Origin of the sequence: Bacillus cereus group sp. Bc061 (assembly GCF_027715825.1) — a bacterium.
Lineage (GTDB): Bacteria > Bacillota > Bacilli > Bacillales > Bacillaceae_G > Bacillus_A > Bacillus_A paranthracis.
In genome coordinates, this window is record NZ_JAQFTZ010000003.1 from 15,096 (window position 1) to 38,975 (window position 23,880).

Below are 23,880 nucleotides of genomic sequence, written 5' to 3' on the forward strand. Positions count from 1 at the left end.
AGGAGATATTGTTAGATGAACATAGAACAATTTCAATCTATGCTAGAAGAGAAGGGTATCACCCTCTCTTCTAGACAGTTAGAGCAGTTCGAAATCTACTTCGAAACATTAGTAGAATGGAATGAAAAAATGAATTTAACGGCTATTACGGAAAAAGAGGAAGTATATTTAAAACACTTTTTTGATTCCATTACAGCTGCTTTTTATTACGATTTTTCTAAACCATTCTCAATTTGTGATGTTGGCGCAGGAGCTGGATTCCCAAGTATTCCTTTAAAAATCTGTTTCCCGCATTTAAAAGTGACGATTGTAGACTCATTACAAAAACGTATTAATTTCTTAAATCATTTAGCACAAAAGTTGGAATTGAGTGACGTCGCGTTTTGTCATGATCGTGCTGAAACATTTGGAAAAAAAGAAGGTGTACGTGAAGCGTACGACATTGTAATGGCACGTGCAGTCGCACGTCTTTCAGTATTAAGTGAGCTGTGTTTACCACTTGTAAAAGTTGGGGGAACATTCATTGCAATGAAAGGTGCTGCAGCAAACGAAGAAATTGAAAATGGCAAGTATGCTTTAGAGGTGCTAGGCGGGGATTTAAAAGAAATATCTACGTTCCAATTACCATTTGAAGAAAGTGAACGTAATATTTTATTAATCGAGAAAAAGCGCAAGACACCAAAGAAATATCCACGCAAACCGGGAACACCCAATAAATTACCTATTGAAAAATAAATCTTATTAGACGTAAGATTAAATTATATAAATGAAAACGTAAATGTTTCATAGGAAACATTTTATGGAGAATAGTCAATAGGCCTAAAGGTGGTGGAATATGTATGAAAAATACGTTTTCTCGTTTATTTGGCTTTGGAGATAAAGAGAGCGAATTCGAATTACAAGACGAAAGCCATGAAGAAATAGATAAAAAGGTATATGAAGAAATACAAGAAATTCCGATAGTAAATATTACCCCTAACCGTTATCAACCACGAACAGTTTTTGATGACGCGCGTATTGAGGAACTAGCATTAACGATTCGTACACACGGACTTATTCAGCCAATTGTTGTGAGGCAATATGAGGATGAGAAGTACGAGATTATTGCTGGAGAAAGGCGTTTTCGTGCAGCAACAAAGTTAGGGTGGGAAAAGGTTCCTGCAATTATAAAAAACTTAAATGATACAGAAACAGCTTCTGTGGCTTTAATTGAAAACTTGCAACGTGAGGAACTAACAGCAATCGAGGAAGCTGTGGCATATCAAAAGCTAATTGAGTTACATAATTTAACGCAAGAAGCATTGGCACAAAGACTCGGAAAAGGACAATCCACAATCGCAAATAAGTTGCGATTGTTAAAGTTGCCTGAAGAAATAAAAAATGCGTTATTAGAAAAAAGTATTACAGAACGCCATGCCCGTGCGCTCATCCCTTTAAAGAATGAGGAATTACAACTGAAGGTTTTACAGGAAATTGTGGAGAAACAACTGAATGTAAAGCAAACAGAGGAACGAATTGCGAAATTACTAGAGGAAGCAAAACCGAAGCGTAAGGCAAAGCAAAAAGCAGTAAGTCGAGATACGAGAATTGCCATGAATACAATTAGGCAGTCATTACAAATGGTTGCTGACAGTGGTTTAAATGTTAATTCTGAGGAAGAAGAGTTTGACGAGTACTATCAAATTACAATTCAAATTCCGAAGAAAAAATAATAATGGTGTGTTAGAGACCTGATCCTATTGGATAGGTCTCTTTTACTATATTTTCTTGTTAGATGAAGAAGGAGTTTACAAATAAATTTTGAAGTTTAATAAGGACGTAAAAGAAAAACTTTTATTTCATGTTACAATAAACGTAATTGTTACTAGAATAAGATAGAAAGGTTGAAAGTAGGTGACATCATGGGAAAAATCATTGCTATAGCCAATCAAAAGGGTGGCGTTGGAAAAACAACAACATCTGTTAATTTAGGGGCTGGATTGGCACAAGTAGGTAAAAAGGTCCTTCTTGTAGATATTGATGCTCAAGGAAATGCAACGACGGGTGTGGGAATTGAAAAATCCGAATTAGATCAATGTATTTACAATGTTCTTGTGGAAGATGCAGATGTTCAAGGGGTTATACAGAAAACCGCAACTGAAAACTTAGATGTTCTACCCGCTACAATTCAATTAGCAGGTGCTGAAATTGAATTGGTACCGACTATTTCCCGGGAAGTACGTTTGCAAAGGGCATTACAGCCAGTTCGAGATGAATATGATTATATTATTATCGACTGTCCCCCGTCCTTAGGGTTATTAACGATTAATGCATTAACTGCAGCAGATTCTGTTATTATTCCTGTTCAATGCGAATATTACGCACTAGAAGGGTTAAGTCAGCTATTAAATACAGTTCGACTTGTGCAAAAGCACTTAAATAAAAATCTAGCAATTCAAGGCGTATTGCTAACAATGTTAGATGCCCGTACAAATTTAGGGATTCAGGTTATAGATGAAGTGAAAAAATACTTTAGAGATAAAGTATACCGTTCGATTATCCCTCGTAATGTTCGTTTGAGTGAAGCACCAAGTCATGGGAAACCAATTATGCAGTATGATGCTAAATCAAGAGGGGCAGAAGTATATATAGATTTAGCAGAGGAAGTGATTGCAGGTGGCTAAAGGATTAGGAAGAGGAATCAATGTGTTTTTTCCTGATTTAGATGTGAAAGAAGAAGAGACAATTCAGGAGATTACGATAACTGAATTAAGACCGAATCCATATCAACCACGTAAACACTTTAATAAAGAGGCGATTCAGGAATTATCGGCCTCTATTAAAGAGCACGGCATATTACAACCATTAATTGCTAGAAAGAGTATTAAAGGATATGAAATTGTTGCAGGTGAAAGAAGATATCGTGCTGCTAAAGAAGCGGGACTCGAAAAAGTACCTGCCGTTGTAAGACAATTAAATGAGCAGCAAATGATGGAGTTTGCATTGCTTGAAAACTTACAACGAGAAGATTTAAATCCAATGGAAGAAGCAATGGCATATCAAATGTTAATGAATGAGTTAAATGTGACGCAAGAACAATTAGCAAAACGTCTTGGTAAGAGTAGACCTTACATTGCAAACTATACGCGATTATTAAGCCTCCCTTCTTTTGTGCAAGATATGATTGCAAACGGTCAACTTTCAATGGCTCATGGGAGAACTTTACTTACGATAAAAGATGAAGAGCAGTTGAAATCTTTACTGAAACGAATTGAAAAAGAAGGATTAAATGTTCGTCAATTAGAGAAAATTGTTCAGGAGATTAATCAACGCGTTTCACGTGAAACAAAACAAGTAAAAAAAGAGAGAAACATATTTTTCGTAGAACGCGAAACGTTCTTAAGAGAAAAGTTTGGCACAGAGGTAAAAATTAAAGAAACAAAAAAGGAAAAAGGTAAAATCGAAATTGAATTTTTCAATAAAGAAGATTTAAATCGCATTTTAGAATTATTAGCGCAGCAAAACTAAAAAGCAAACCATCTTATTATTTATAGATGGTTTGCTTTTTTTAATACAGATAATTTTTGGTCTGTTTCTTTTATGCTTTGTGCAATTACATCAGCCATTTTCATAACTAAACTTAATCTTGTATTTTGCAGGACGAAAAACTCCATAAAACCATTTAGATTTACGATGCCATGAATATGTAAATCACCAACTGCTGGTAATTTCTTGTTCATAGCAGCTCCGGGTTTACTAGGTCCCATTCCGGTAGTGATGGAACCGATACTTTGAGACTTTCCTAAACAGGCATCAACCGCAATGATAAATGAAGTAGGATTATCTTTCTGTATATTCTGAATTTTTTCCTCTAAGTTTAGCGCATGTACTGGATCATCTAGTGTGCCGAACACTTGGAAGTTTGTAATTTCTACTTGTTCTAGTTTCGTACCGACTAACGGACCGAGTGCATCTCCTGTGGAACGATCTGTTCCGATACAAACGAGAATGATTGGTATATGAGTTTTAATAGGGATATGGGAAAGTAAGAAGTTACTAATTGTCTCGGAGGCTTCTAAATCTTGGTGCATAACATTTTGAGTTTCTTTTTCGAAAAAAGGTAAGCGAAAACTTCCAATATTCATGAAGCACCCATCCTTTTAATAAATTTTCAAAATATGTTATATGGTGAGTAAAATGGAAAACTATAAGTGCGTACTTGCTGTAAAACTTAAGTGAGAACGGAAATAATAGTACTAGTATATATATATTCGTTCCATTTTATACCTGCATGGCGGTTAACAAATGGAATTAAAGACATAAAATTTTTTCAGCAATTAGGAGACTTCTGATACAATAAGAAGGATAACTAAAAAGAAATTTTGGCTGGAGAGGTAGAGGTACATGGATGTATTAACGAAGTGGTTTAATGCTACGAAACAGTATTTATTAGATGCTGATCGTTGGGCTCATATTGGAATTGCGACATTAAAAATATGTATCATTTTAACAATTGGTGCAATTGTAGTGCGAATTGCAAGAGCGGTTGTACGAAATGCGTTTCGTATGGGAAGTCGTTCTCCAATTCAAATTTCAGAACGTCGTACAGTTACAGTAGCGAAGTTACTTGAAAATATTGTGGCATACGTTGTTATGTTCATTATGTTAATTGCGATTTTAGGTGTGTTTAATATTAATGCATCAGGTTTATTAGCCGGTGCTGGGGTAATTGGTTTAGCAGTCGGATTTGGTGCTCAAAGTTTAGTGAAAGATGTTATTACAGGGTTATTTATCTTGTTAGAAGATCAATTTTCAGTTGGTGACTATGTGAAAATTGGTCAGTTTGAAGGTGTCGTTTTAGAAATTGGACTTCGTACAACGAAAGTGAAAAGTTGGACAGGTGAAATTCATACTTTACCAAACGGAAGTATTGTTCAGGTTACCAACTATTCAGTTAGTAATAGTGTAGCATTTGTTGACGTATCTATTTCGTATGAGGCTGATATAGCAAAAGCAGAGCAAGTCATTGAAGAATTATTAGAAGAATTACCTGCACAATATGAGCAAATGGTAACAACGCCTCAGTTATTAGGCGTGCAAACATTAGCTGCATCAGAAGTTATATTACGTGTTATTGCAGAAGTAGAGCCGATGCAACATGCAGTTATTGCAAGGGCACTTCGTAAAGAAATTAAAAATCGTCTAGATTTACATGGTATTGAAATTCCATATCCACGTATGGTTTTATATAATCGTGAAGAGTTAGTGAGTGGAAAAGCAATTTAATATGGAGAGGGGTTTGGAGAATGGAGCAAAAGCAGTATAACTTGTACGATGTTGTGGAAATGAAGAAAGCCCACCCATGTGGGGAGAATCGTTGGAAGATTATTCGTATGGGAATGGATATCCGCATTAAGTGCGAGGGATGTGACCATTCAGTAATGATTCCTCGAAGAGAGTTTGATCGTAAGGTGAAAAAAATACTTGTGAAGCACGAAGAATAGAGAGAAAGTAACAGTTACAGTGGGTAGCTGTTACTTTTTTTCGTTTGGAGGAAACTTGTCATTTTTTTCGTTACTATCTATAATGATGAAAGATTGAGACATAGGAGTGAAAAATATGGGATTAACGGCTGGGATTGTTGGATTACCTAACGTAGGAAAGTCCACTTTATTTAATGCAATTACACAAGCAGGAGCAGAATCTGCAAACTATCCATTCTGTACAATTGATCCAAACGTAGGAATTGTAGAAGTACCAGATGAGCGTTTAAATAAATTAACGGAATTAGTAGAACCGAAAAAAACTGTTCCGACTGTATTTGAGTTTACTGATATTGCAGGTATCGTAAAAGGTGCGAGTAAAGGTGAAGGTTTAGGAAATAAATTCTTATCTCACATTCGCCAAGTAGATGCAATTTGCCAAGTTGTTCGTTGTTTTGAAGACGAAAATATTACGCATGTTTCAGGTAAAGTAGACCCAATTGATGATATTGAAACAATCAACTTAGAGCTAATCTTAGCAGACTTAGAATCTGTTGATAAACGTATCGAACGTGTTGCGAAATTAGCAAGACAAAAGGATAAAGAAGCAGTATATGAGCATGAAATTTTAGTACGTTTAAAAGAAGCTTTTGAAGAGGGTAAACCAGCTCGTACTGTTGAATTTACAGAAGAGCAAATGAAGATTGTTAAAGGTCTTCATTTACTGACAACGAAAGAAATGTTATACGTAGCAAACGTAAGCGAGGACGATGTTATCGATCCTTCTGAAAACAAATACGTACAAATGGTAAAAGAATTTGCTGCAAATGAAAATTCTCAAGTAATCGTTGTATGTGCAAAAATCGAATCAGAAATTGCTGAGCTAGACGAGGAAGAGAAAAAAGTCTTCCTTGAAGAACTGGGCATTGAGGAATCTGGTTTAGATCAATTAATTCGTGCTGCATATGATTTATTAGGACTTGCTACTTACTTCACAGCAGGTGTGCAAGAAGTACGTGCATGGACGTTCAAACAAGGTATGAAAGCACCACAATGTGCCGGCGTAATTCATACAGACTTTGAGCGTGGATTTATTCGTGCAGAAACAGTTTCTTACGAAGACTTAATGACAAACGGTTCTATGACAGCTGCAAAAGAAGCTGGTAAAGTTCGTTTAGAAGGAAAAGAGTATATCGTAAAAGACGGAGACGTTATGCATTTCCGTTTCAACGTTTAATTTAATATTTCCTAGGAAAAATAAAGATATGAACTTGGCAAATATATTATGTGTTTGCCAAGTTTTTTATGTATGGGTGAGTTGATTCATCTAACTTACTATGATATAATCTAAACTCGTGAGTAATTACTATAAATTAATTGCTCCTTGCCCATTACGGGCCGTTTAGACCAAAAGGAGGTGAAAGTGTAATGAGAAAGTACGAAATTATGTACATCATTCGTCCTGGCGTTGAAGAAGAAGCTCAAAAAGCTTTAGTTGAACGTTTTGCAGGTGTTTTAACAAACAATGGTGCAGAAATCATTAACACGAAAGAGTGGGGTAAGCGTCGTTTAGCTTACGAAATCAACGACTTACGTGAAGGTTTCTACATGATCTTAAACGTGAATGCTAACGCAGAAGCGATTAACGAATTCGATCGTTTAGCTAAGATCAACGAAGATATCCTTCGTCATATCGTTGTTAAAGAAGAAGAAAAATAATTGATATATAAGGGAGAGTGGTTCGATTGATGAATCGTGTTATCCTCGTTGGTCGTTTAACTAAGGACCCTGACTTACGTTACACGCCCAATGGTGTTGCAGTAGCTACTTTTACGTTAGCTGTGAATCGCGCATTTGCGAATCAACAAGGTGAGCGTGAAGCTGACTTTATTAATTGTGTAATATGGCGTAAACAAGCAGAAAACGTAGCAAATTATTTGAAAAAAGGTAGCTTAGCAGGCGTAGATGGGCGTCTTCAAACTCGTAATTACGAGGGACAAGATGGTAAACGTGTATATGTAACAGAAGTTCTTGCGGAAAGCGTACAATTTTTAGAGCCGCGTAATGGCGGTGGGGAGCAACGTGGTTCATTTAATCAGCAACCATCAGGAGCTGGTTTCGGTAACCAAAGCTCTAACCCATTTGGTCAATCTAGTAATTCAGGCAACCAAGGTAACCAAGGAAACTCTGGATTTACGAAGAATGACGATCCATTTTCAAATGTAGGTCAACCGATCGACATTTCCGACGACGATTTACCGTTCTAATACAGTAAATTTGTTAGTTTTAACAAAGAATGGAGGGAAATAGACATGGCAGGACGCAAAGGTGGACGTGCGAAACGTCGTAAGGTGTGTTTCTTCACAGCTAACGGCATCACTCGCATCGATTATAAAGATGTTGATTTATTAAAACGTTTCGTTTCTGAGCGTGGTAAAATTTTACCTCGTCGTGTAACAGGAACAAGCGCAAAATACCAACGCAAACTTACAGTTGCAATTAAACGTGCTCGTCAAATGGCACTTTTACCATATGTTGGTGAATAATAGCGTATGAAATGCACAGTAGAGTCGGACTCTACTGTGCATTTTGCTATGCTTTTCTTTTTTGAAAGAGAGGTTAGATGATGAGGAATACGAAATTTATTACTGAAGGTGCGGCGTTGTTAGCAATATATGCAATGTTATTGCTTATATCTATGTATGTTCCAATTTTAGGCACAGTTGTAACGTTTGCGTTGCCGTTGCCATTTATATTGCTAACGATAAGATATAAAATATCTAATGCTTTTGTAATTTTTACGGCAGCGCTTTTTATTACTGTTATTGTTAGTCAACCGATGAACCTAGTAAAGACAACTATGTTTGGATTAATAGGTATCGTTTTAGGACATATGTATAAAAAACAAAAGAAGCCAGTAGAAATTTTGATGGCAGGGACGCTTGCTTACTTAATTGGTATTATGCTCATTTATGTTGCGAGTATAAAGTTTTTTAACATAGATTTAATGAAGCAAATGCAAAATATGTTTAATGAAAGTATGGCGCAAAGCGAAAAGATAGTTACAGCTGCGGGCATGCCTATTAGTAAAGAGCAAAAAGAGCTATTTGCACAATTTAATGATGTGTTACAAACGTTATTCCCAAGTTTACTTGTCATGGTCTCAGTATGTTTTTCTTGGATTACAGTTATGATATCAGGTAGTGTTTTGAGAAAGTTAAAACACGATGTCATACCTTGGCCTAAATTTAAGGATATACAATTACCAAAGAGTATTGTTTGGTATTACGTTGTATTTATTTTGCTATCAACTTTTATAAAAGTAGAACCGACATCATATTTACATATGGTATTTTCTAACCTATATGTCATATTTGCTTTACTACTCGTGCTGCAAGGTTTGACGTTTATCGCTTTTCTGGCGCATAGCAAAGGTTTTACGAAAGGGGTTCCTATTATTAGTTTTATCGCCTGCATGTTTATCCCGATGCTGTTTCCTCTTGTGACAATCTTAGGTATAATTGATTTAGGGATTTCATTGCGTTCTAAAATAGGAGGATAAAATAATATTCCTTATACTATTTTAATCTGTATTACTAACTGGAAGATAAGTTAGTTTTACTTTATAGGAGTTGTATACATGCCTGAATTTTATAAGAAACAGTGGTTTTTATATCCTGTTTACGTATTGGCATTTTTTGTGTTTGTGCTCATTTCAATCCTCTGTTATTTTCATTTACTAATGGGGATAGTCTCCTTCTTTATTTTTTGTATCGTCCTTTTTGTTGTTGTACGATTTGAACTTACTTTCCAAAAGAATTTTGAAAAACATACGACAGATATGATTACAAGGGTAAAGAAAGTGAGTAATGAGGCATTTAACCAGATGCCGATTGGTATTTTGTTATACAATAAGGATTATGGGATTGATTGGGCAAATCCTTATTTATCTTCATGTCTGGGGCAGCATGCATTAGCTGGATGGCACCTTTATGATGTATCAGAAACGTTACTTCTTTTTATTAAGGGAGAAACATCCGATGATATAGTCTCTTTAAATAATCGAAAGTTTCGTGTCTTTGTAAGGAAAGAAGAAAAGTTAATTTATTTCTTTGATGTAACAGAACAAACAGAGATTGAAAAGATGTACGAGGATCAACGTACTGTTTTAGCTGTCATTTATTTAGATAATTATGATGAAGTTACACAAGGATTAGATGATCAATTACGTACGAATATAACAAGTCTTGTGACATCCCGTCTAAATGAATGGGCCGTTAAGTATGGGGCATATTTAAAACGTGCATCTTCGGAAAGATTCTTCGTTGTACTAAATGAAAGTATTTTAGCGCAGATGGAGAAAGGGAAATTTAGTATTCTAGACCAAGTACGTGAAGAAACATCCAAAAGGAATATACCACTTACATTAAGTGTAGGTGTTGGATCAGGTGATTTACCTTTATCCGAGCTTGGGGCGATGGCTCAATCAGGTCTAGACCTTGCGCTTGGGCGTGGTGGAGATCAAGTAGCTATTAAACAAGCGACAGGTAAAGTTAAGTTTTATGGTGGTAAGACAAATCCGGTGGAAAAACGTACTCGTGTACGTGCCAGAGTGATTTCGCATGCATTAAAGGATTTAGTATTAGAAAGTAGCAATGTCATTATAATGGGGCATAGGGCTCCTGATATGGACGCAATTGGTGCTGCGATTGGTATTTTAAAGGTAGCGCAATTAAATGAGCGCAAAGGATATATTGTGCTCGATGAAAATGATTCTGATAAGGGAATTAAGCGTTTAATGGATAAAGTGAAACAAAATGAAGAGTTATGGTCTCACTTTATTACACCAGAACAAGCGATGGAATTTGCAAATGATGATTCATTACTTGTTGTTGTTGATACGCATAAGCCTTCAATGGTGATGGAAGAAAAGCTGTTACGCAAAATTGAAAATGTAGTTGTTATTGACCATCATCGCCGAGGAGAAGATTTTATTGAAGATCCATTGCTTGTTTACATGGAGCCATACGCTTCTTCCACGGCGGAACTTGTTACGGAATTACTTGAATACCAACCGAAAAATTTAAAAATGACAATGTTAGAAGCAACAGCATTATTAGCAGGTATTATTGTTGATACGAAAAGCTTTACATTCCGGACAGGTGCTCGTACGTTTGATGCTGCTTCTTATTTACGCTCACACGGTGCAGATACTGTACTTGTACAAGAGCTTTTAAAAGAAGATATGGATCAGTATTTACGGGTTGCAAAAGCTATTAAAAATGCGTACATTTATAAAAATGGAATTGCGATTGCAAAAGTTGATAGCGATGATTACTACGATCAAGTGCTTATTGCGCAATCAGCGGACACATTATTAACAATGACAGGAATTATTGCATCATTTGTTATTGCAAAACGTGGCGAGAATTTCATTGGAATTAGCGGCAGGTCTTTAGGTGAAGTGAATGTGCAGCTAATTATGGAAAACTTAGGTGGTGGCGGGCATTTAACGAATGCAGCCACACAAATGAAAAATATTACAGTAGACGAAGCTGAGGAGAAGCTTCGATTTGTTATTGATGACTATTTACAGGGAGGCACACAATCATGAAAGTAATTTTTCTAAAAGACGTAAAAGGTAAAGGGAAAAAAGGGGAAGTAAAAAACGTACCAGATGGTTATGCAAATAACTTCTTACTAAAACAAGGATTAGCTGCTGAAGCGACGAATAGCAGTATGAAAACTTTAGAAGCTCAAAAGCGCAAAGAAGAAAAAGATGCAGCAGCAGAGCTTGAAAATGCAAAACAATTAAAAGAAACGTTAGAGAAATTAACTGTAGAATTAAAGGCTAAATCTGGAGAAGGTGGCCGTCTATTCGGTTCAATCACAAGTAAACAAATCGTAGATGCAATGCAAAAATCTCACAATATTAAACTTGATAAGCGTAAATTTGAAATGGATGATGCAATTCGTGCATTAGGCTATACAAACGTTACTGTGAAATTGCATCCGCAAGTAACAGCAACAGTAAAAGTTCATGTTAGTGAACAATAAAACTAAGTTAAGCAAGGAGGATTGCGTATGAGTGATGTAATGGCTGATCGTACCCCTCCGCATAATATAGAAGCTGAGCAGGCAGTCTTAGGTGCTATATTGATTGATCAGGATGCGTTAACATCGGCATCGGAACTATTAGTACCTGACTCATTTTATCGAACGAAACATCAAAAGATTTTTGAAGTCATGCTTGGGCTATCTGATAAGGGGGAGCCAATTGACTTAGTAATGATGACGTCAGCAATGGCTGATCAAGGATTACTAGAAGAAGTTGGTGGGGTTTCTTACTTAGCAGAATTAGCAGAAGTTGTTCCAACTGCTGCTAACGTAGAGTATTATGCAAGAATCATCGCTGAAAAAGCACTGTTACGTCGTTTAATTCGAACGGCGACTCATATTGTGTCTGATGGATATGAGAGAGAAGATGATGTGGATGGTCTTTTAAATGAGGCTGAGAAAAAAATATTAGAAGTATCTCATCAGACGAATGCGAAAGCATTCCAAAATATTAAAGACGTTCTTGTAGATGCTTACGATAAAATCGAACTTTTGCATAATCAAAAAGGTGAAGTGACCGGGATACCGACTGGATTTACTGAATTAGATAAGATGACGGCAGGATTCCAGCGAAATGATTTAATCATCGTGGCGGCACGTCCGTCGGTAGGTAAAACGGCATTTTCATTAAATATCGCACAAAACGTAGCAACGAAAACGGATGAAAATGTAGCGATTTTTAGTCTAGAGATGGGTGCTGATCAGCTTGTTATGCGTATGCTTTGTGCAGAAGGAAATATTGATGCGCAAAGACTTCGTACCGGATCGTTAACTTCTGATGATTGGGCGAAATTAACGATGGCAATGGGTAGCCTTTCTAATGCTGGTATTTATATTGATGATACGCCGGGGATTAAAGTAAATGAGATTCGAGCAAAATGTCGTAGATTAAAACAAGAACAGGGTCTTGGTATGATCTTGATTGACTACTTACAGCTTATTCAAGGAAGTGGGAAATCAGGGGAGAACCGTCAGCAGGAAGTATCTGAGATTTCTCGTACACTAAAAGGGATTGCGCGTGAATTACAAGTTCCTGTTATTGCCTTGTCACAGTTATCTCGTGGTGTAGAATCTCGTCAAGATAAACGTCCGATGATGTCTGATATTCGTGAATCGGGAAGTATCGAGCAGGATGCCGATATCGTAGCCTTCCTATATCGTGAAGATTACTATGACCGAGAAACGGAAAATAAAAATACGATTGAAATTATTATTGCAAAGCAGCGTAATGGTCCAGTAGGCTCAGTAGAGCTCGCATTCGTTAAAGAGTTCAATAAGTTCGTTAACTTAGAACGTCGTTTCGAAGATGGACATGCGCCGCCGGCATAACGATAGTATAAAAAAGAAACGCATTTCTTATAATAAGATGTGTTTCTTTTTTTTTATAGAAAAGATAAGGCTTTCATAGTGTGAAAATATAATTCTTACGAACGAAAAAGTTTTTTGATAAAAAAATGTTCGCTTTTTGGTTGACTTCTTTTTCGGTTTTGGTACAATTATATTGTTTGAATAGATCGTTTGAAAATTGCGGAGGTGCTTTAATAATGTCTTCAGTAGTAGTTGTAGGAACACAATGGGGCGACGAAGGAAAAGGTAAAATCACTGATTTTCTTTCTGAGCATGCGGAAGTAGTTGCAAGATATCAAGGTGGAAATAACGCAGGACATACAATTGTTTTTGGCGGAGTTAAATATAAATTACACTTAATTCCATCTGGTATTTTCTATAAAGAGAAAATTTGTGTAATCGGAAACGGCTTAGTAGTAGATCCGAAAGCGTTACTTGAAGAGTTAAAATACTTACACGATCGTGGTGTAAGTACTGATAATTTACGCGTAAGTAACCGTGCGCACGTTATTTTGCCTTATCACTTAAAACAAGATGAGTTAGAAGAAGCAAGTAAAGGTGATAACAAAATCGGTACAACGAAAAAAGGTATCGGTCCTGCATACATGGACAAAGCTGCTCGTATTGGTATTCGTATGGCTGATCTTTTAGACCGTGAAGCATTTAAAGAGAAGCTTGAGCGCAATTTAGCACAAAAAAATCGTTTGTTTGAAAAAATGTACGATACAGAAGGTTTCAGTGTAGAAGAAATCTTCGAAGAGTACTTCGAGTACGGACAACAAATCGCGCAATATGTGTGTGATACGTCTGTTGTATTAAATGATGCATTAGATAATAATCACCGTGTATTATTTGAAGGTGCACAAGGTGTTATGCTTGATATCGACCACGGTACGTATCCGTTCGTTACATCTTCTAACCCAATTGCTGGTGGTGTAACAGTTGGAACTGGAGTTGGCCCTGCAAAAGTTACTCGCGTTGTAGGTGTATGTAAAGCATATACAAGCCGCGTAGGTGATGGTCCATTCCCTACTGAGCTTCATGATGAAATTGGTCATCAAATTCGTGAAGTTGGTCGTGAGTATGGAACGACAACTGGTCGTCCACGCCGCGTAGGTTGGTTTGATAGCGTTGTTGTAAGACATGCGCGTCGTGTTAGTGGTTTAACAGATTTATCATTAAACTCTATCGACGTTCTAACTGGTATTCCAACTCTTAAAATTTGTGTTGCTTACAAATACAATGGCGAAGTTATCGATGAAGTTCCAGCAAACTTAAACATTTTAGCGAAATGTGAGCCTGTATACGAAGAGCTTCCAGGTTGGACAGAAGATATTACTGGTGTAAGATCATTAGACGAACTTCCTGAGAATGCAAGAAAATACGTAGAACGTGTTTCTGAGTTAACAGGAATTCAATTATCTATGTTCTCAGTTGGACCAGATCGTAATCAAACGAATATCGTTCGTAACGTATACGAAGCTTAATTGATATTTTTAAGGAAAAACTCATGTCCGCATGAGTTTTTTCTTGTTTTTTATAAAAAATAAAAAAAGGTATTGCAAAAAATAAATAAAACATGTTATGATACATCTTGTCGTCACGAAAATATGACGTTGGTGAGTATGAGCCATTAGCTCAGTTGGTAGAGCATCTGACTTTTAATCAGAGGGTCGAAGGTTCGAGTCCTTCATGGCTCACCATTTTATTTTTCGTGGCCCGTTGGTCAAGTGGTTAAGACACCGCCCTTTCACGGCGGTAACACGGGTTCGAATCCCGTACGGGTCATGTTTTTTTATGTTCATTTTTGGTCCCGTGGTGTAGTGGTTAACATGCCTGCCTGTCACGCAGGAGATCGCCGGTTCGACCCCGGTCGGGACCGCCACTTTTGTTTATACCACCATTAGTGGTTTTATATATAGTTTTGGCTCGGTAGCTCAGTCGGTAGAGCAGAGGACTGAAAATCCTCGTGTCGGCGGTTCGATTCCGTCCCGAGCCACTCTCAGGATATTAAGTGGGCCCACTTAATATCCTTTTTATTTGTGTAATTTTACAAAATTGAGTAGTTATTTTAAAATAGAATGAGGAGCCTCTAGCAGTTGAAGCTAGAGGTTTTTCTATAGATCGTATAGGATTCCGTGTAAAAGTGGATCATACATGAGTCTGTGAGAATAGAGGAGAAAGTACTTAAGCAAAAGATGCGGTCATATAGGGACATACTATGTAGACATCAATGTGTTTAGGGATATTGACCATATTTTTACCCCGCTATTTACCGGGCAGTAAGACCCCCACCTTAAAATTCAGCGAAAGCAAAGAAGTTAGGTGGGAAGCGAGCTGCCCGTAAAAGCCCGATTGGTGAGGGCTGATTAAAGTTTCACTTTATAAGGAGGAAATAGACGATGATGGGAAAGAAAATTTTAGTAGTTGATGATGAAAAGCCGATTGCAGATATTTTGAAGTTCAACCTAGAAAAAGAAGGTTTTGAAATTGTAATGGCGCACGATGGTGATGAGGCAATTGAAAAAGCGACTGAAGAACAGCCAGATATGGTTTTATTAGATATTATGCTACCAGGTAAGGATGGCTTAGAGGTTTGCCGTGAAATACGTAAAAGCTCAGAAATGCCGATTATTATGCTTACAGCGAAGGATTCTGAAATTGATAAAGTATTAGGACTTGAGCTTGGCGCAGATGATTATGTAACAAAGCCATTTAGTACGAGGGAATTACTTGCTCGCGTGAAGGCGAATTTACGTCGTCATCAGCAAGGTGGTGCGGCAGAAAAAGAAGAAAATACGGAAATGGTTATTGGACCAATTGTTATCAATCCAAATGCGTATAGTGTAACGAAACGTGAGGAAAATATTGAGCTTACACACCGTGAATTTGAGCTATTACATTATTTAGCAAAACATTTAGGACAAGTTATGACACGCGAACATTTATTGCAAACAGTTTGGGGTTATGACTATTTTGGAGATGTACGTACAGTGGATGTAACAGTACGTCGTCTGCGTGAAAAAATTGAAGATAATCCAAGTCATCCTACATTAATTGTCACTAGACGTGGAGTAGGGTATTACTTGCGTGACCCAGAGCAGGAATAGTATATGAAGAAAGTCGGTTTTTTTCAATCTATTCATTTAAAATTTGTACTCATATATATGCTATTAATATTGATAGCTATGCAAGTTATTGGGGTATATTTCGTAAGAGAGTTAGAAAAGAGTCTTGTACAAGGTTTTAGAGATTCTTTAACGCAACAAACGAACTTATTATCGTATAACTTGAAACAAGAGTTTAAAAAAAGTTATACAAAAGCAGAGACAGAATCAACAGGTGAAACGATTAAAACTTCCATTCGAAAATTTGCCTCTGATCGAAAGAAGGATATTCAAGAGGTAAGTGTATTTGATGCGAATAGAAAGCTGCTCGCTATTTCAGATGAGTCAAAGCAAAACAAGGTAAATAGAACGTCAACTGATATAGCTGTTCAGCGGGTATTGGTACAAAAAAAACCAGAAGTAAAAATTGAGAAGGATGGTCGTACAGGTCATCGTGTACAAGTTATGATTACTCCTATTATGGATGATAATAACAAAGATGCACTTGGTGCTATTTACGTTGTTGCATCCATGGAAGATGTTTATAAGCAGATGAAGGATATTAATCAAATCTTTGCGACCGGAACCGTTATTGCATTACTCGTAACAGCTGTACTTGGAATTTTGTTAGCTCAAACGATTACGAGACCAATCTCTGATATGCGAAGACAAGCAATTGAAATGGCAAAAGGAAACTATTCAAGAAAAGTAAAAGTGCATAGCCATGATGAAATTGGACAATTAGCATTATCTTTCAATAATTTATCAAAAAAATTACAACAAGCTCGTTCTTCAACAGAAAGTGAAAGACGTAAATTGTCATCCGTATTATCACATATGACAGATGGAGTAATTGCTACTGACCGAAAAGGGGACATTATTTTATTAAATGATCCTGCGGAAAAGATGCTAAATGTTTCGCGTGAAACGGCGCTCGATCAATCTGTTTTAGAAGTATTGGGAATACAAGAAGAATTTACGCTCGATCATTTATACGAAGAGCCGGATTCTGTTTTATTAGATTTTAGTACGAGAAATGAGCCATATATTTTACGCGCTAGTTTCTCTGTTATTCAAAAAGAGACAGGGAAAGCAAATGGTTTAATTGCCGTATTATATGATGTGACTGAGCAGGAGCGTATAGAAAGAGAACGCCGCGAGTTTGTAGCAAACGTCTCTCATGAATTAAGAACGCCATTAACGACAATGCGCAGTTACTTAGAGGCACTTACAGACGGTGCGTGGCAAGATCCAAATATTGCACCACAGTTTTTAACAGTTACACAAGAAGAAACAGAAAGAATGATTAGACTTGTAAATGCGTTATTGCAACTATCTAAACTCGATAGTACAGAACATCGTTTAATGAAAGAATGGGTCGACTTTACTGACTTCTTTAATAACATTATTGATCGTTTTGAAATGTCTAAAGAGCAAAACGTAAGCTTCAAACGATCTTTCTCTAAAAAATCTCGATTTATTGATATGGATACGGATAAAATTACGCAAGTATTGTATAACATTATTTCGAATGCATTAAAGTATTCACCAGAAGGTGGAACAGTAACATATCGTTTACGTGATCGCGGAGAATTATTGGAGATTAGTGTAAGTGATCAAGGAATGGGTATTCCGAAAGAAAACGTCGATAAAATCTTTGAACGTTTTTATCGCGTAGATAAAGCACGTTCAAGACAAATGGGCGGTACAGGACTTGGATTAGCAATTGCGAAAGAAATGATTGAGGCACATGGTGGCTCGATTTGGGCAAAGAGTGAGGAAGGAAAAGGGACAACGATTTATTTCACATTGCCTATGGCAGCAGATGAAGAGGACGAATGGGAATGAGTATGGAGAATGTTAAAACGATAGTTTTAATTAATTTAGTTGTAATTAGTCTATTTCTTACTTTTAACTTATGGACGTATGTGCCAGATTCCACATCTATGCAAAACGCAAAATTTGTACAGGGGAATGAGGGAAATACTCAAACGAAAATCGCTGATGTTGTCCGCCCTACTTCTATCATTGTGCATAAAGATAAAAATCATTACGGGAGCAAAAGAGAGGGAGATATAGAATCAATCTATAGAACTTTGGAAGCAGGGGAATTACATGAGTTCAAAGAGATATCGATTGCTAAGGCTGACTTTCTTTCTTATGTGCATGGTGAAGGGAAAATTGAACTTATTTTCCCTACCAACATCCCATTTGATGCAGTTAAATCTATGTTTAGTATGAAAGAAAAGAGTATAGATAAGCCTAAACACTTTAATCGAATTATTCTTGACCCTTCTAGAAGTAGGGATCAAGAAATTAAAATTAATTTTGTTTCCGATGGTGATAACTCTAGAATATATGAAGCAAAATTAAGTGGTGTGTATTTAAAAGATATTGTAAATGCACAAAATCAATTTATAGTATCAGCGAAACCTTATTTTGACTATCAAATTAATGATATGAAAAAGCTATTTTTACCAGATGGAACGACAGAATTAAGTAATATAACATATATTTCATCTAATTTGGCGGTTGATACATTTAAGAATGCTCTTTTTAGTGACCCACGTTATTTAAGCCCTATTATCGAGGGATCGAAAGAAATATTTACAGATGGTATTAGGTCTATGGAGATTGAAAATGATCAGCATATGCTAAAGTATAAAAATTCTTCTGTTTTAAGTGAGAAGAAGCCAGATAATTTAATGCTTTTACAAAAAAGTTTTGATTTTGTAAATGGTCACAGTGGGAGTTTGGATTCATATCGTTTGGACTATATGAATAAAGGACAGACAGTATTCCGCTTACAGGAAGATGGATATCCCGTATTCAATACTGATGGATTAGCTGAATTGAGACAAGTATGGGGATCAGAAGAAGTAATGGAATATGAAAGACCGTTGCTTTCTTTAAATACGAAAGGTATAGAGCAGAAGGTTACTCTTCCGTCAGGTCATGTTGTAATAGCATCCTTAGAAAATAATGCCGCGGTAGATAAAAGATCCATTAAAGACATTGGGATTGGATACAAATTATCACTAGATGGGCAAGTAGCGCGACTACAGCCAATTTGGTATGTAAAGTTTGTTGAAGATGAAGCTGGCAAACAAAAAATATATGAGTGGAATGAGGGGGGACTAAATGGATTGGGATCGGATTAAAACCATATTTATTGTGACCTTTTTTGTTTTGGACCTCTTTCTCATTTTTCAATTCATTCAAAAGCAAGATAGTAATCAATTGGAGCTTATTGCAGAAACAAAGATAGATCAAGAATTAAAAGCAAACAAAATTACTATGGGTAATTTCCCTAAAGAACCGAAAAAAGAGTCATTTATTAGGGCTGAAAACAAGGCATTTAAAGAAGAAGACATACAGTCTTTAAAAAATCAAACGGCGCATATACAAAATATGTACAAGATAGAAAGTAAGCTAAAAGAGCCCTTTTTAAATACAAAATCGTTATCAAAAGATAAGTATAATGATTTTTTGAAGAACTATGTATTGGATGGACAAAAGTATGAGTTTGGAGCGATGAAAGATTCTAAAATTTACTTCTTCCAAAAATATAAAGATAAGCCTATTTTCTATAACGATCAGGCGATGATTGTTGTGGAATTAAATGAAAAAAATGAACTTGTGTCGTACACGCAGACGATGTTAACAGATTTAAAAGAAATGGGCGAAAGTGAAAAAACGAAACAGCAAGAAATTATTACTGCCCAAACCGCTTTAGAAAATCTGTATTTAAAAAATAAAATTCATGGGAATACACATGTAAAAGAAGCGCAAATTGGTTATGCCAACCTTACCGCATCTACTTCTAATAACCAAGTACTTGCTCCAACGTGGAACTTAAAGACGGAGCAGAAGCAGGACTTCTTTGTAAATGCAATTGAAGGACAAGTTATGGAATTAGGGGAAAAGGAAAATCAAGTGGTTGATGAACATACTGGAGTGAGAAAGAATGGGTTTGCATTTTAGCGTACTTGCAAGTGGAAGTACAGGGAATATGCTATATGTAGGAACAGATGAAAAGAAGTTACTTGTCGATGCAGGTTTAAGTGGTAAAGCAACAGAGGCTTTATTTAAACAGGCAGAATTAAATATAAATGATGTATCGGGTATTCTTGTAACACATGAACATAGTGACCATATTAAAGGCTTAGGTGTATTGGCACGTAAATATGATTTACCTGTTTATGCAAATGAGAAAACATGGAATGCAATGGAACACTTAATAGGAAATATCCCAACTGAGCAAAAGTTTATTTTCTCAGTTGGGGATGTGAAAACATTTGGTGATATTGAGGTCGAGTCATTTGGGGTGTCTCATGATGCGGCAGAGCCGATGTTCTATGCTTTTCATAACAATAATAGAAAATTAGCCCTTATTACAGATACAGGGTACGTGAGTGACCGTATGAAAGGTGTTATTAAGGGAGCTAATGCTTTCGTATTTGAAAGTAATCATGACGTAGAAATGCTTCGTATGGGACGTTATCCATGGAGTATTAAACGACGTATTTTAAGTGATGTGGGGCACGTTTGTAATGAAGATGCTGCATTAGCAATGGCGGATGTAATTACAGATGAGACAAAACATATTTATTTAGCCCATTTAAGTTTAGATAATAACATGAAAGAACTAGCGCGTATGTCAGTATCACAAGTATTAGAGGAAAAGGGATTTGGAGTGGGCGAAGCCTTTGAAATTCACGATACAGATCCAAAAATGCCGACAAAAATTCAATACGTATAATTCTTCATTTTAGTAAACAATAAAGGTGAATATAGTTGTTTTCAGGAAGATAGGTGAACAAATATGTCCTTTATTGATGAAGAAAATTATCGTATGAAACGTGCAAGAAAAAAGAAGCATAAAGGTATTGTTATTTCTAGCATAGCAGGAACAATTGTAGGAGCTTCTTTATTTGCATTTGGAGCTCCTTTATTTTCAAATGATACGGACGCGTTTCCGCAAGCTGAAGCAAGTGGAAGTAATATGGCGGAAGCTCAAGGCATTAAACAAATTAGTTTTGTGGATGCTGTTGATCGTGCGTCTGAAGCTGTTGTTGGAGTTATTAATATTCAACGAGATAATTTTTCAGAGGCAGATTCAGAAGCAGGTACGGGATCAGGTGTAATTTATAAGAAGACAGATGGTCAAGCTTACATTGTAACGAATAATCATGTTGTTGCTGGAGCAAATCGTATTGAAGTAAGTTTAAGTGATGGTAAGAAGGTTCCTGGAAAGGTATTAGGAACCGATGTGGTCACAGATTTGGCTGTACTAGAAATAGATGCAAAGCATGTGAAAAAAGTAATTGAGATTGGCGATTCTAATACTGTTCGTAGAGGAGAACCAGTCATTGCGATTGGAAACCCGCTCGGGCTCCAATTTTCTGGAACCGTCACACAAGGTATTATCTCGGCTAATGAGCGTATTGTCCCTGTAGATTTAGATCAAGATGGACATTATGATTGGCAAGTAGAAGTATTGCAAACAGACGCAGCAATTAATCCGGGTAATAGTGGTGGTGCGCTTGTAAACGCAGCAGGTCAATTAATTGGTATTAACTCAATGAAAATTGCGGCAAAAGAAGTAGAAGGAATTGGGCTAGCTATTCCTGTTACTAGAGCTGTTCCAATTATGAATGAATTAGAGAAGTACGGAAAAGTAAGAAGACCGTATGTTGGAATTGAACTGAGATCATTAAATGAAATTCCAAACTACTATTGGTCAAAAACATTGCATTTACCAGGCAATGTAACAGAGGGAGTTTGCATTTTAGATGTGAAAAGCCCTTCGCCAGGTACAGATGCTGGTTTGCGAGAACACGATGTGATTGTAGCAGTAGATGGGAAACCAGTTCGCGATATTATCGGATTCCGTACGGCCTTATATGATAAAAAAATTAATGATAAAATGACTCTTACGTTTTATCGTGGTACAAAACGAGCAACAACAACGGTTAAACTAGGCATTCAAAAGTATTAAAAACAGGAGGGCCTACCTCCTGTTTTCTATTGTAGAAAAGTGAGGTGAAGAATATGAACTTACCTTGTTGTTTAGAACATGTTGAATTAGCTTTAGATATTATTGTGGATGAGTGTGAAGTCGCGCCAGTTATTAACAATGTGGATAACTCAGAAAAAGAGAAAAAAACATGTGAATTTTGTCAAAATGAGGCGACATATGTTGTATCGAACACAGATTCTCACACAATATGTGGGTAACAATTGTGGATATGTGGATAAGTTATGTGGATAACATGTTTGTAAGGTGGGGAATACGTGTGAATATCTCGATTATTTCAATTGGGAAATTAAAAGAAAAATATTTAAAACAAGGTATAGCAGAATACTTAAAACGATTATCTGCATACGCAAAAGTAGAAGTAATTGAATTGCCAGATGAAAAGGCACCAGAAAATTTAAGTGAAGCAGAAATGTTAATTGTAAAAGAAAAAGAAGGTATACGTATACTAGATAAAATTTCTGATGATACGCATGTCATTGCGTTAGCGATAGAAGGAAAGCAAAAATCATCAGAAGAATTTGCAGTAAGCTTAGATCGTCTTGCTACATATGGGAAGAGTAAAGTTGCCTTTGTAATTGGCGGATCACTTGGACTAAGTTCAGAAGTAATGAAGCGTTCAAATGAATCTCTTTCTTTTTCAAAGATGACGTTACCACATCAATTAATGCGATTAGTATTGCTTGAGCAAGTGTATAGGGCGTTTCGGATTAATCGTGGAGAACCGTATCATAAATAGTAATAGTACATTCAAACGGCTACAGATGTGGCCGTTTTCTATATTTCCTAAAATAAGTATGTTTCTATTTCTAAAAAAGTATGCTGTAATATGAAGAGGAAAAAGTATAAGTAGTCATAGAAGTGAGGAGTTAAAGGTGAAGAAGTTTAAGAAATTTTACTTGGAGATTACGAGTGTATGTAATCTTGCGTGCAGCTTTTGTCCGCCGACGGAAAGACAGAAGCAATTCATTTCTGTGGAGGATTTTGCGAAAAGGTTAGACCAAATTAAACCACACACAGACTACATTTATTTGCACGTGAAGGGTGAGCCGTTGCTGCATCCAAAAATAGATCAATTGTTAGATTTAAGCCATGAAAAAGGGTTTAAAGTTAATATTACAACGAACGGAACGTTAATTAATAAGAGAAGGCATAGATTGTTAAATAAGCCTGCTTTAAGACAAATGAATTTTTCACTGCATAGTTTTGATGGGCACCCAGGTTCACAAGACAAAGAGGGGTATGTAAGAAGTATACTTTCCTTCATTAGAGAGGCGACAAGTCAATCGGATTTAATCGTTTCACTTAGATTATGGAACTTAACGCAGGATAATAAAACAAATGCTGAAATCCAGAAGAATAGAGAGTTATTATCTATCATTGAAAATGAGTTTAATTTATCTTATCAAATTGAAGAGAAGCTTACACCAGGAAAAGGTATAAAAATTGCGGAACGTGTCTTTATTAATCAAGACTATGAATTCCAGTGGCCAGCATTGCATGAAGAAGAGGATGATGGAAAAGGATTCTGTCATGGGCTTCGAAATCAAGCTGGTATTTTAGCGAACGGAACGGTTATTCCTTGTTGTTTAGATGGTGAAGGGATTATTAACCTTGGAAATATTAATAATGATTCATTCTCTAACATTATAGAAGGCGAAAGAGCAACAAACATTGTTGATGGATTTTCCAGAAGAGTTGCAGTTGAAGAGCTATGTAGAAAATGTGGATACCGTAAAAGATTTGGAAAGTAAACATGAAATAAGCCCTCATAAAGCGAGGGCTTATTTTTTATCCCGCTATTTGC

General features: G+C 36.4%; 25 protein-coding genes and 4 tRNA genes. 28 read left to right on the plus strand and 1 reads right to left on the minus strand.

Annotated features, from left to right (window positions below; all coding sequences use genetic code 11):
• The first annotated feature begins 15 nt into the window (after window positions 1–15).
• The 4 genes from rsmG to spo0J all read left to right on the plus strand — a co-directional run bounded on the left by rsmG (window position 16) and on the right by spo0J (window position 3,507).
• Window positions 16–735, plus strand: a complete 720-nt coding sequence (rsmG, locus tag PDQ40_RS14400; RefSeq protein WP_193655809.1) for a 16S rRNA (guanine(527)-N(7))-methyltransferase RsmG — start codon at window positions 16–18, stop codon at window positions 733–735.
• 104 nt (window positions 736–839) lie between these two features.
• On the plus strand, window positions 840–1,712 hold the full coding sequence (gene noc, locus PDQ40_RS14405; RefSeq protein WP_000799029.1) for a nucleoid occlusion protein: 873 nt from the start codon (window positions 840–842) through the stop codon (window positions 1,710–1,712).
• A 189-nt stretch (window positions 1,713–1,901) separates the two neighbouring features.
• Complete coding sequence (soj, locus tag PDQ40_RS14410; protein WP_000516114.1) at window positions 1,902–2,663, plus strand: sporulation initiation inhibitor protein Soj; 762 nt, start codon at window positions 1,902–1,904, stop codon at window positions 2,661–2,663.
• Entirely contained in the window at window positions 2,656–3,507 is an 852-nt protein-coding gene (spo0J, locus tag PDQ40_RS14415; protein ID WP_001051838.1) for a stage 0 sporulation protein Spo0J, read from the plus strand. The genes soj and spo0J overlap by 8 nt, the downstream gene beginning before the upstream one ends.
• Window positions 3,508–3,527: 20 nt before the next feature.
• On the opposite strand, the gene yyaC is transcribed toward spo0J, so the two are convergent.
• Entirely contained in the window at window positions 3,528–4,124 is a 597-nt protein-coding gene (yyaC, locus tag PDQ40_RS14420) for a spore protease YyaC (protein WP_001020719.1), read from the minus strand.
• A 259-nt stretch (window positions 4,125–4,383) separates the two neighbouring features.
• On the opposite strand from yyaC, the gene PDQ40_RS14425 reads away from it, so the two are divergent.
• From PDQ40_RS14425 to PDQ40_RS14540, 24 genes are all read left to right on the plus strand, one after another.
• Complete coding sequence (locus PDQ40_RS14425) at window positions 4,384–5,265, plus strand: mechanosensitive ion channel family protein (RefSeq protein WP_000382911.1); 882 nt, start codon at window positions 4,384–4,386, stop codon at window positions 5,263–5,265.
• A 20-nt stretch (window positions 5,266–5,285) separates the two neighbouring features.
• Window positions 5,286–5,483: a DUF951 domain-containing protein gene (locus PDQ40_RS14430; RefSeq protein ID WP_000436051.1), complete on the plus strand. Its 198-nt coding sequence runs from the start codon at window positions 5,286–5,288 to the stop codon at window positions 5,481–5,483.
• A 115-nt stretch (window positions 5,484–5,598) separates the two neighbouring features.
• Window positions 5,599–6,699 carry a redox-regulated ATPase YchF gene (gene ychF / locus PDQ40_RS14435; protein WP_000524669.1) on the plus strand — a complete coding sequence of 367 codons (1,101 nt, stop codon included), beginning with the start codon at window positions 5,599–5,601 and terminating at the stop codon, window positions 6,697–6,699.
• Window positions 6,700–6,890: 191 nt separating this feature from the next.
• Complete coding sequence (rpsF, locus tag PDQ40_RS14440) at window positions 6,891–7,181, plus strand: 30S ribosomal protein S6 (protein ID WP_001233779.1); 291 nt, start codon at window positions 6,891–6,893, stop codon at window positions 7,179–7,181.
• Window positions 7,182–7,207: 26 nt separating this feature from the next.
• The gene (gene ssb, locus PDQ40_RS14445) at window positions 7,208–7,729 is read left to right on the plus strand and encodes a single-stranded DNA-binding protein (protein ID WP_000981967.1); all 522 of its coding nucleotides are present in this window, start codon (window positions 7,208–7,210) and stop codon (window positions 7,727–7,729) included.
• Window positions 7,730–7,774: 45 nt separating this feature from the next.
• Window positions 7,775–8,008 carry a 30S ribosomal protein S18 gene (gene rpsR / locus PDQ40_RS14450; RefSeq protein WP_000918873.1) on the plus strand — a complete coding sequence of 78 codons (234 nt, stop codon included), beginning with the start codon at window positions 7,775–7,777 and terminating at the stop codon, window positions 8,006–8,008.
• Between the two features lie 80 nt (window positions 8,009–8,088).
• Entirely contained in the window at window positions 8,089–9,024 is a 936-nt protein-coding gene (locus PDQ40_RS14455) for a YybS family protein (RefSeq protein WP_001246427.1), read from the plus strand.
• Between the two features lie 78 nt (window positions 9,025–9,102).
• Window positions 9,103–11,076: a DHH family phosphoesterase gene (locus PDQ40_RS14460; RefSeq protein ID WP_001113896.1), complete on the plus strand. Its 1,974-nt coding sequence runs from the start codon at window positions 9,103–9,105 to the stop codon at window positions 11,074–11,076.
• The gene (gene rplI, locus PDQ40_RS14465; RefSeq protein ID WP_000864231.1) at window positions 11,073–11,519 is read left to right on the plus strand and encodes a 50S ribosomal protein L9; all 447 of its coding nucleotides are present in this window, start codon (window positions 11,073–11,075) and stop codon (window positions 11,517–11,519) included. Before PDQ40_RS14460 ends, rplI begins: the two co-directional genes overlap by 4 nt.
• A 27-nt stretch (window positions 11,520–11,546) precedes the next feature.
• Window positions 11,547–12,908 (plus strand): replicative DNA helicase, encoded by a 1,362-nt coding sequence (gene dnaB / locus PDQ40_RS14470; RefSeq protein WP_001286244.1) that lies wholly within the window; start codon window positions 11,547–11,549, stop codon window positions 12,906–12,908.
• A 215-nt stretch (window positions 12,909–13,123) separates the two neighbouring features.
• Window positions 13,124–14,413, plus strand: a complete 1,290-nt coding sequence (locus tag PDQ40_RS14475; RefSeq protein WP_000100224.1) for an adenylosuccinate synthase — start codon at window positions 13,124–13,126, stop codon at window positions 14,411–14,413.
• A gap of 140 nt (window positions 14,414–14,553) precedes the next feature.
• Window positions 14,554–14,629 (plus strand) — tRNA-Lys (locus tag PDQ40_RS14480).
• Window positions 14,630–14,642: 13 nt separating this feature from the next.
• Window positions 14,643–14,714 (plus strand) — tRNA-Glu (locus PDQ40_RS14485).
• A 21-nt stretch (window positions 14,715–14,735) separates the two neighbouring features.
• Window positions 14,736–14,811 (plus strand) — tRNA-Asp (locus tag PDQ40_RS14490).
• A gap of 41 nt (window positions 14,812–14,852) precedes the next feature.
• Window positions 14,853–14,925, plus strand: a tRNA-Phe gene (locus tag PDQ40_RS14495).
• 403 nt (window positions 14,926–15,328) lie between these two features.
• Complete coding sequence (walR, locus tag PDQ40_RS14500) at window positions 15,329–16,036, plus strand: cell wall metabolism DNA-binding response regulator WalR (RefSeq protein WP_000971872.1); 708 nt, start codon at window positions 15,329–15,331, stop codon at window positions 16,034–16,036.
• A gap of 3 nt (window positions 16,037–16,039) precedes the next feature.
• A complete protein-coding gene (gene walK / locus PDQ40_RS14505) occupies window positions 16,040–17,881 on the plus strand; it encodes a cell wall metabolism sensor histidine kinase WalK (protein WP_000755380.1) in 1,842 nt (613 codons plus the stop codon).
• Window positions 17,878–19,194 (plus strand): YycH family regulatory protein, encoded by a 1,317-nt coding sequence (locus PDQ40_RS14510; RefSeq protein WP_000061586.1) that lies wholly within the window; start codon window positions 17,878–17,880, stop codon window positions 19,192–19,194. The genes walK and PDQ40_RS14510 overlap by 4 nt, the downstream gene beginning before the upstream one ends.
• Window positions 19,175–20,017 carry a two-component system regulatory protein YycI gene (locus tag PDQ40_RS14515; RefSeq protein ID WP_000383723.1) on the plus strand — a complete coding sequence of 281 codons (843 nt, stop codon included), beginning with the start codon at window positions 19,175–19,177 and terminating at the stop codon, window positions 20,015–20,017. Before PDQ40_RS14510 ends, PDQ40_RS14515 begins: the two co-directional genes overlap by 20 nt.
• A complete protein-coding gene (locus tag PDQ40_RS14520; protein ID WP_000522836.1) occupies window positions 20,001–20,795 on the plus strand; it encodes an MBL fold metallo-hydrolase in 795 nt (264 codons plus the stop codon). Before PDQ40_RS14515 ends, PDQ40_RS14520 begins: the two co-directional genes overlap by 17 nt.
• Window positions 20,796–20,858: 63 nt before the next feature.
• A complete protein-coding gene (locus PDQ40_RS14525) occupies window positions 20,859–22,034 on the plus strand; it encodes a S1C family serine protease (RefSeq protein WP_000008039.1) in 1,176 nt (391 codons plus the stop codon).
• A 53-nt stretch (window positions 22,035–22,087) separates the two neighbouring features.
• Complete coding sequence (locus PDQ40_RS14530; RefSeq protein WP_001052827.1) at window positions 22,088–22,273, plus strand: CxxH/CxxC protein; 186 nt, start codon at window positions 22,088–22,090, stop codon at window positions 22,271–22,273.
• 59 nt (window positions 22,274–22,332) lie between these two features.
• Entirely contained in the window at window positions 22,333–22,812 is a 480-nt protein-coding gene (gene rlmH / locus PDQ40_RS14535; protein WP_001027003.1) for a 23S rRNA (pseudouridine(1915)-N(3))-methyltransferase RlmH, read from the plus strand.
• Between the two features lie 136 nt (window positions 22,813–22,948).
• On the plus strand, window positions 22,949–23,827 hold the full coding sequence (locus PDQ40_RS14540) for a radical SAM/SPASM domain-containing protein (protein WP_000713636.1): 879 nt from the start codon (window positions 22,949–22,951) through the stop codon (window positions 23,825–23,827).
• Window positions 23,828–23,880 lie beyond the last annotated feature (53 nt).

What these genes read in the sequence shown, in the direction of transcription:
- rsmG (WP_193655809.1), top strand. Translation starts at nt 16, where the DNA reads ATGAACATAGAACAATTTCAATCTATGCTAGAAGAGAAGGGTATCACC.
- noc (WP_000799029.1), top strand. Translation starts at nt 840, where the DNA reads ATGAAAAATACGTTTTCTCGTTTATTTGGCTTTGGAGATAAAGAGAGC.
- soj (WP_000516114.1), top strand. Translation starts at nt 1,902, where the DNA reads ATGGGAAAAATCATTGCTATAGCCAATCAAAAGGGTGGCGTTGGAAAA.
- yyaC (WP_001020719.1), bottom strand. Translation starts at nt 4,124, where the DNA reads ATGAATATTGGAAGTTTTCGCTTACCTTTTTTCGAAAAAGAAACTCAA.
- PDQ40_RS14425 (WP_000382911.1), top strand. Translation starts at nt 4,384, where the DNA reads ATGGATGTATTAACGAAGTGGTTTAATGCTACGAAACAGTATTTATTA.
- PDQ40_RS14430 (WP_000436051.1), top strand. Translation starts at nt 5,286, where the DNA reads ATGGAGCAAAAGCAGTATAACTTGTACGATGTTGTGGAAATGAAGAAA.
- ychF (WP_000524669.1), top strand. Translation starts at nt 5,599, where the DNA reads ATGGGATTAACGGCTGGGATTGTTGGATTACCTAACGTAGGAAAGTCC.
- rpsF (WP_001233779.1), top strand. Translation starts at nt 6,891, where the DNA reads ATGAGAAAGTACGAAATTATGTACATCATTCGTCCTGGCGTTGAAGAA.
- rpsR (WP_000918873.1), top strand. Translation starts at nt 7,775, where the DNA reads ATGGCAGGACGCAAAGGTGGACGTGCGAAACGTCGTAAGGTGTGTTTC.
- PDQ40_RS14455 (WP_001246427.1), top strand. Translation starts at nt 8,089, where the DNA reads ATGAGGAATACGAAATTTATTACTGAAGGTGCGGCGTTGTTAGCAATA.
- PDQ40_RS14460 (WP_001113896.1), top strand. Translation starts at nt 9,103, where the DNA reads ATGCCTGAATTTTATAAGAAACAGTGGTTTTTATATCCTGTTTACGTA.
- rplI (WP_000864231.1), top strand. Translation starts at nt 11,073, where the DNA reads ATGAAAGTAATTTTTCTAAAAGACGTAAAAGGTAAAGGGAAAAAAGGG.
- dnaB (WP_001286244.1), top strand. Translation starts at nt 11,547, where the DNA reads ATGAGTGATGTAATGGCTGATCGTACCCCTCCGCATAATATAGAAGCT.
- PDQ40_RS14475 (WP_000100224.1), top strand. Translation starts at nt 13,124, where the DNA reads ATGTCTTCAGTAGTAGTTGTAGGAACACAATGGGGCGACGAAGGAAAA.
- walR (WP_000971872.1), top strand. Translation starts at nt 15,329, where the DNA reads ATGATGGGAAAGAAAATTTTAGTAGTTGATGATGAAAAGCCGATTGCA.
- walK (WP_000755380.1), top strand. Translation starts at nt 16,040, where the DNA reads ATGAAGAAAGTCGGTTTTTTTCAATCTATTCATTTAAAATTTGTACTC.
- PDQ40_RS14510 (WP_000061586.1), top strand. Translation starts at nt 17,878, where the DNA reads ATGAGTATGGAGAATGTTAAAACGATAGTTTTAATTAATTTAGTTGTA.
- PDQ40_RS14515 (WP_000383723.1), top strand. Translation starts at nt 19,175, where the DNA reads ATGGATTGGGATCGGATTAAAACCATATTTATTGTGACCTTTTTTGTT.
- PDQ40_RS14520 (WP_000522836.1), top strand. Translation starts at nt 20,001, where the DNA reads ATGGGTTTGCATTTTAGCGTACTTGCAAGTGGAAGTACAGGGAATATG.
- PDQ40_RS14525 (WP_000008039.1), top strand. Translation starts at nt 20,859, where the DNA reads ATGTCCTTTATTGATGAAGAAAATTATCGTATGAAACGTGCAAGAAAA.
- PDQ40_RS14530 (WP_001052827.1), top strand. Translation starts at nt 22,088, where the DNA reads ATGAACTTACCTTGTTGTTTAGAACATGTTGAATTAGCTTTAGATATT.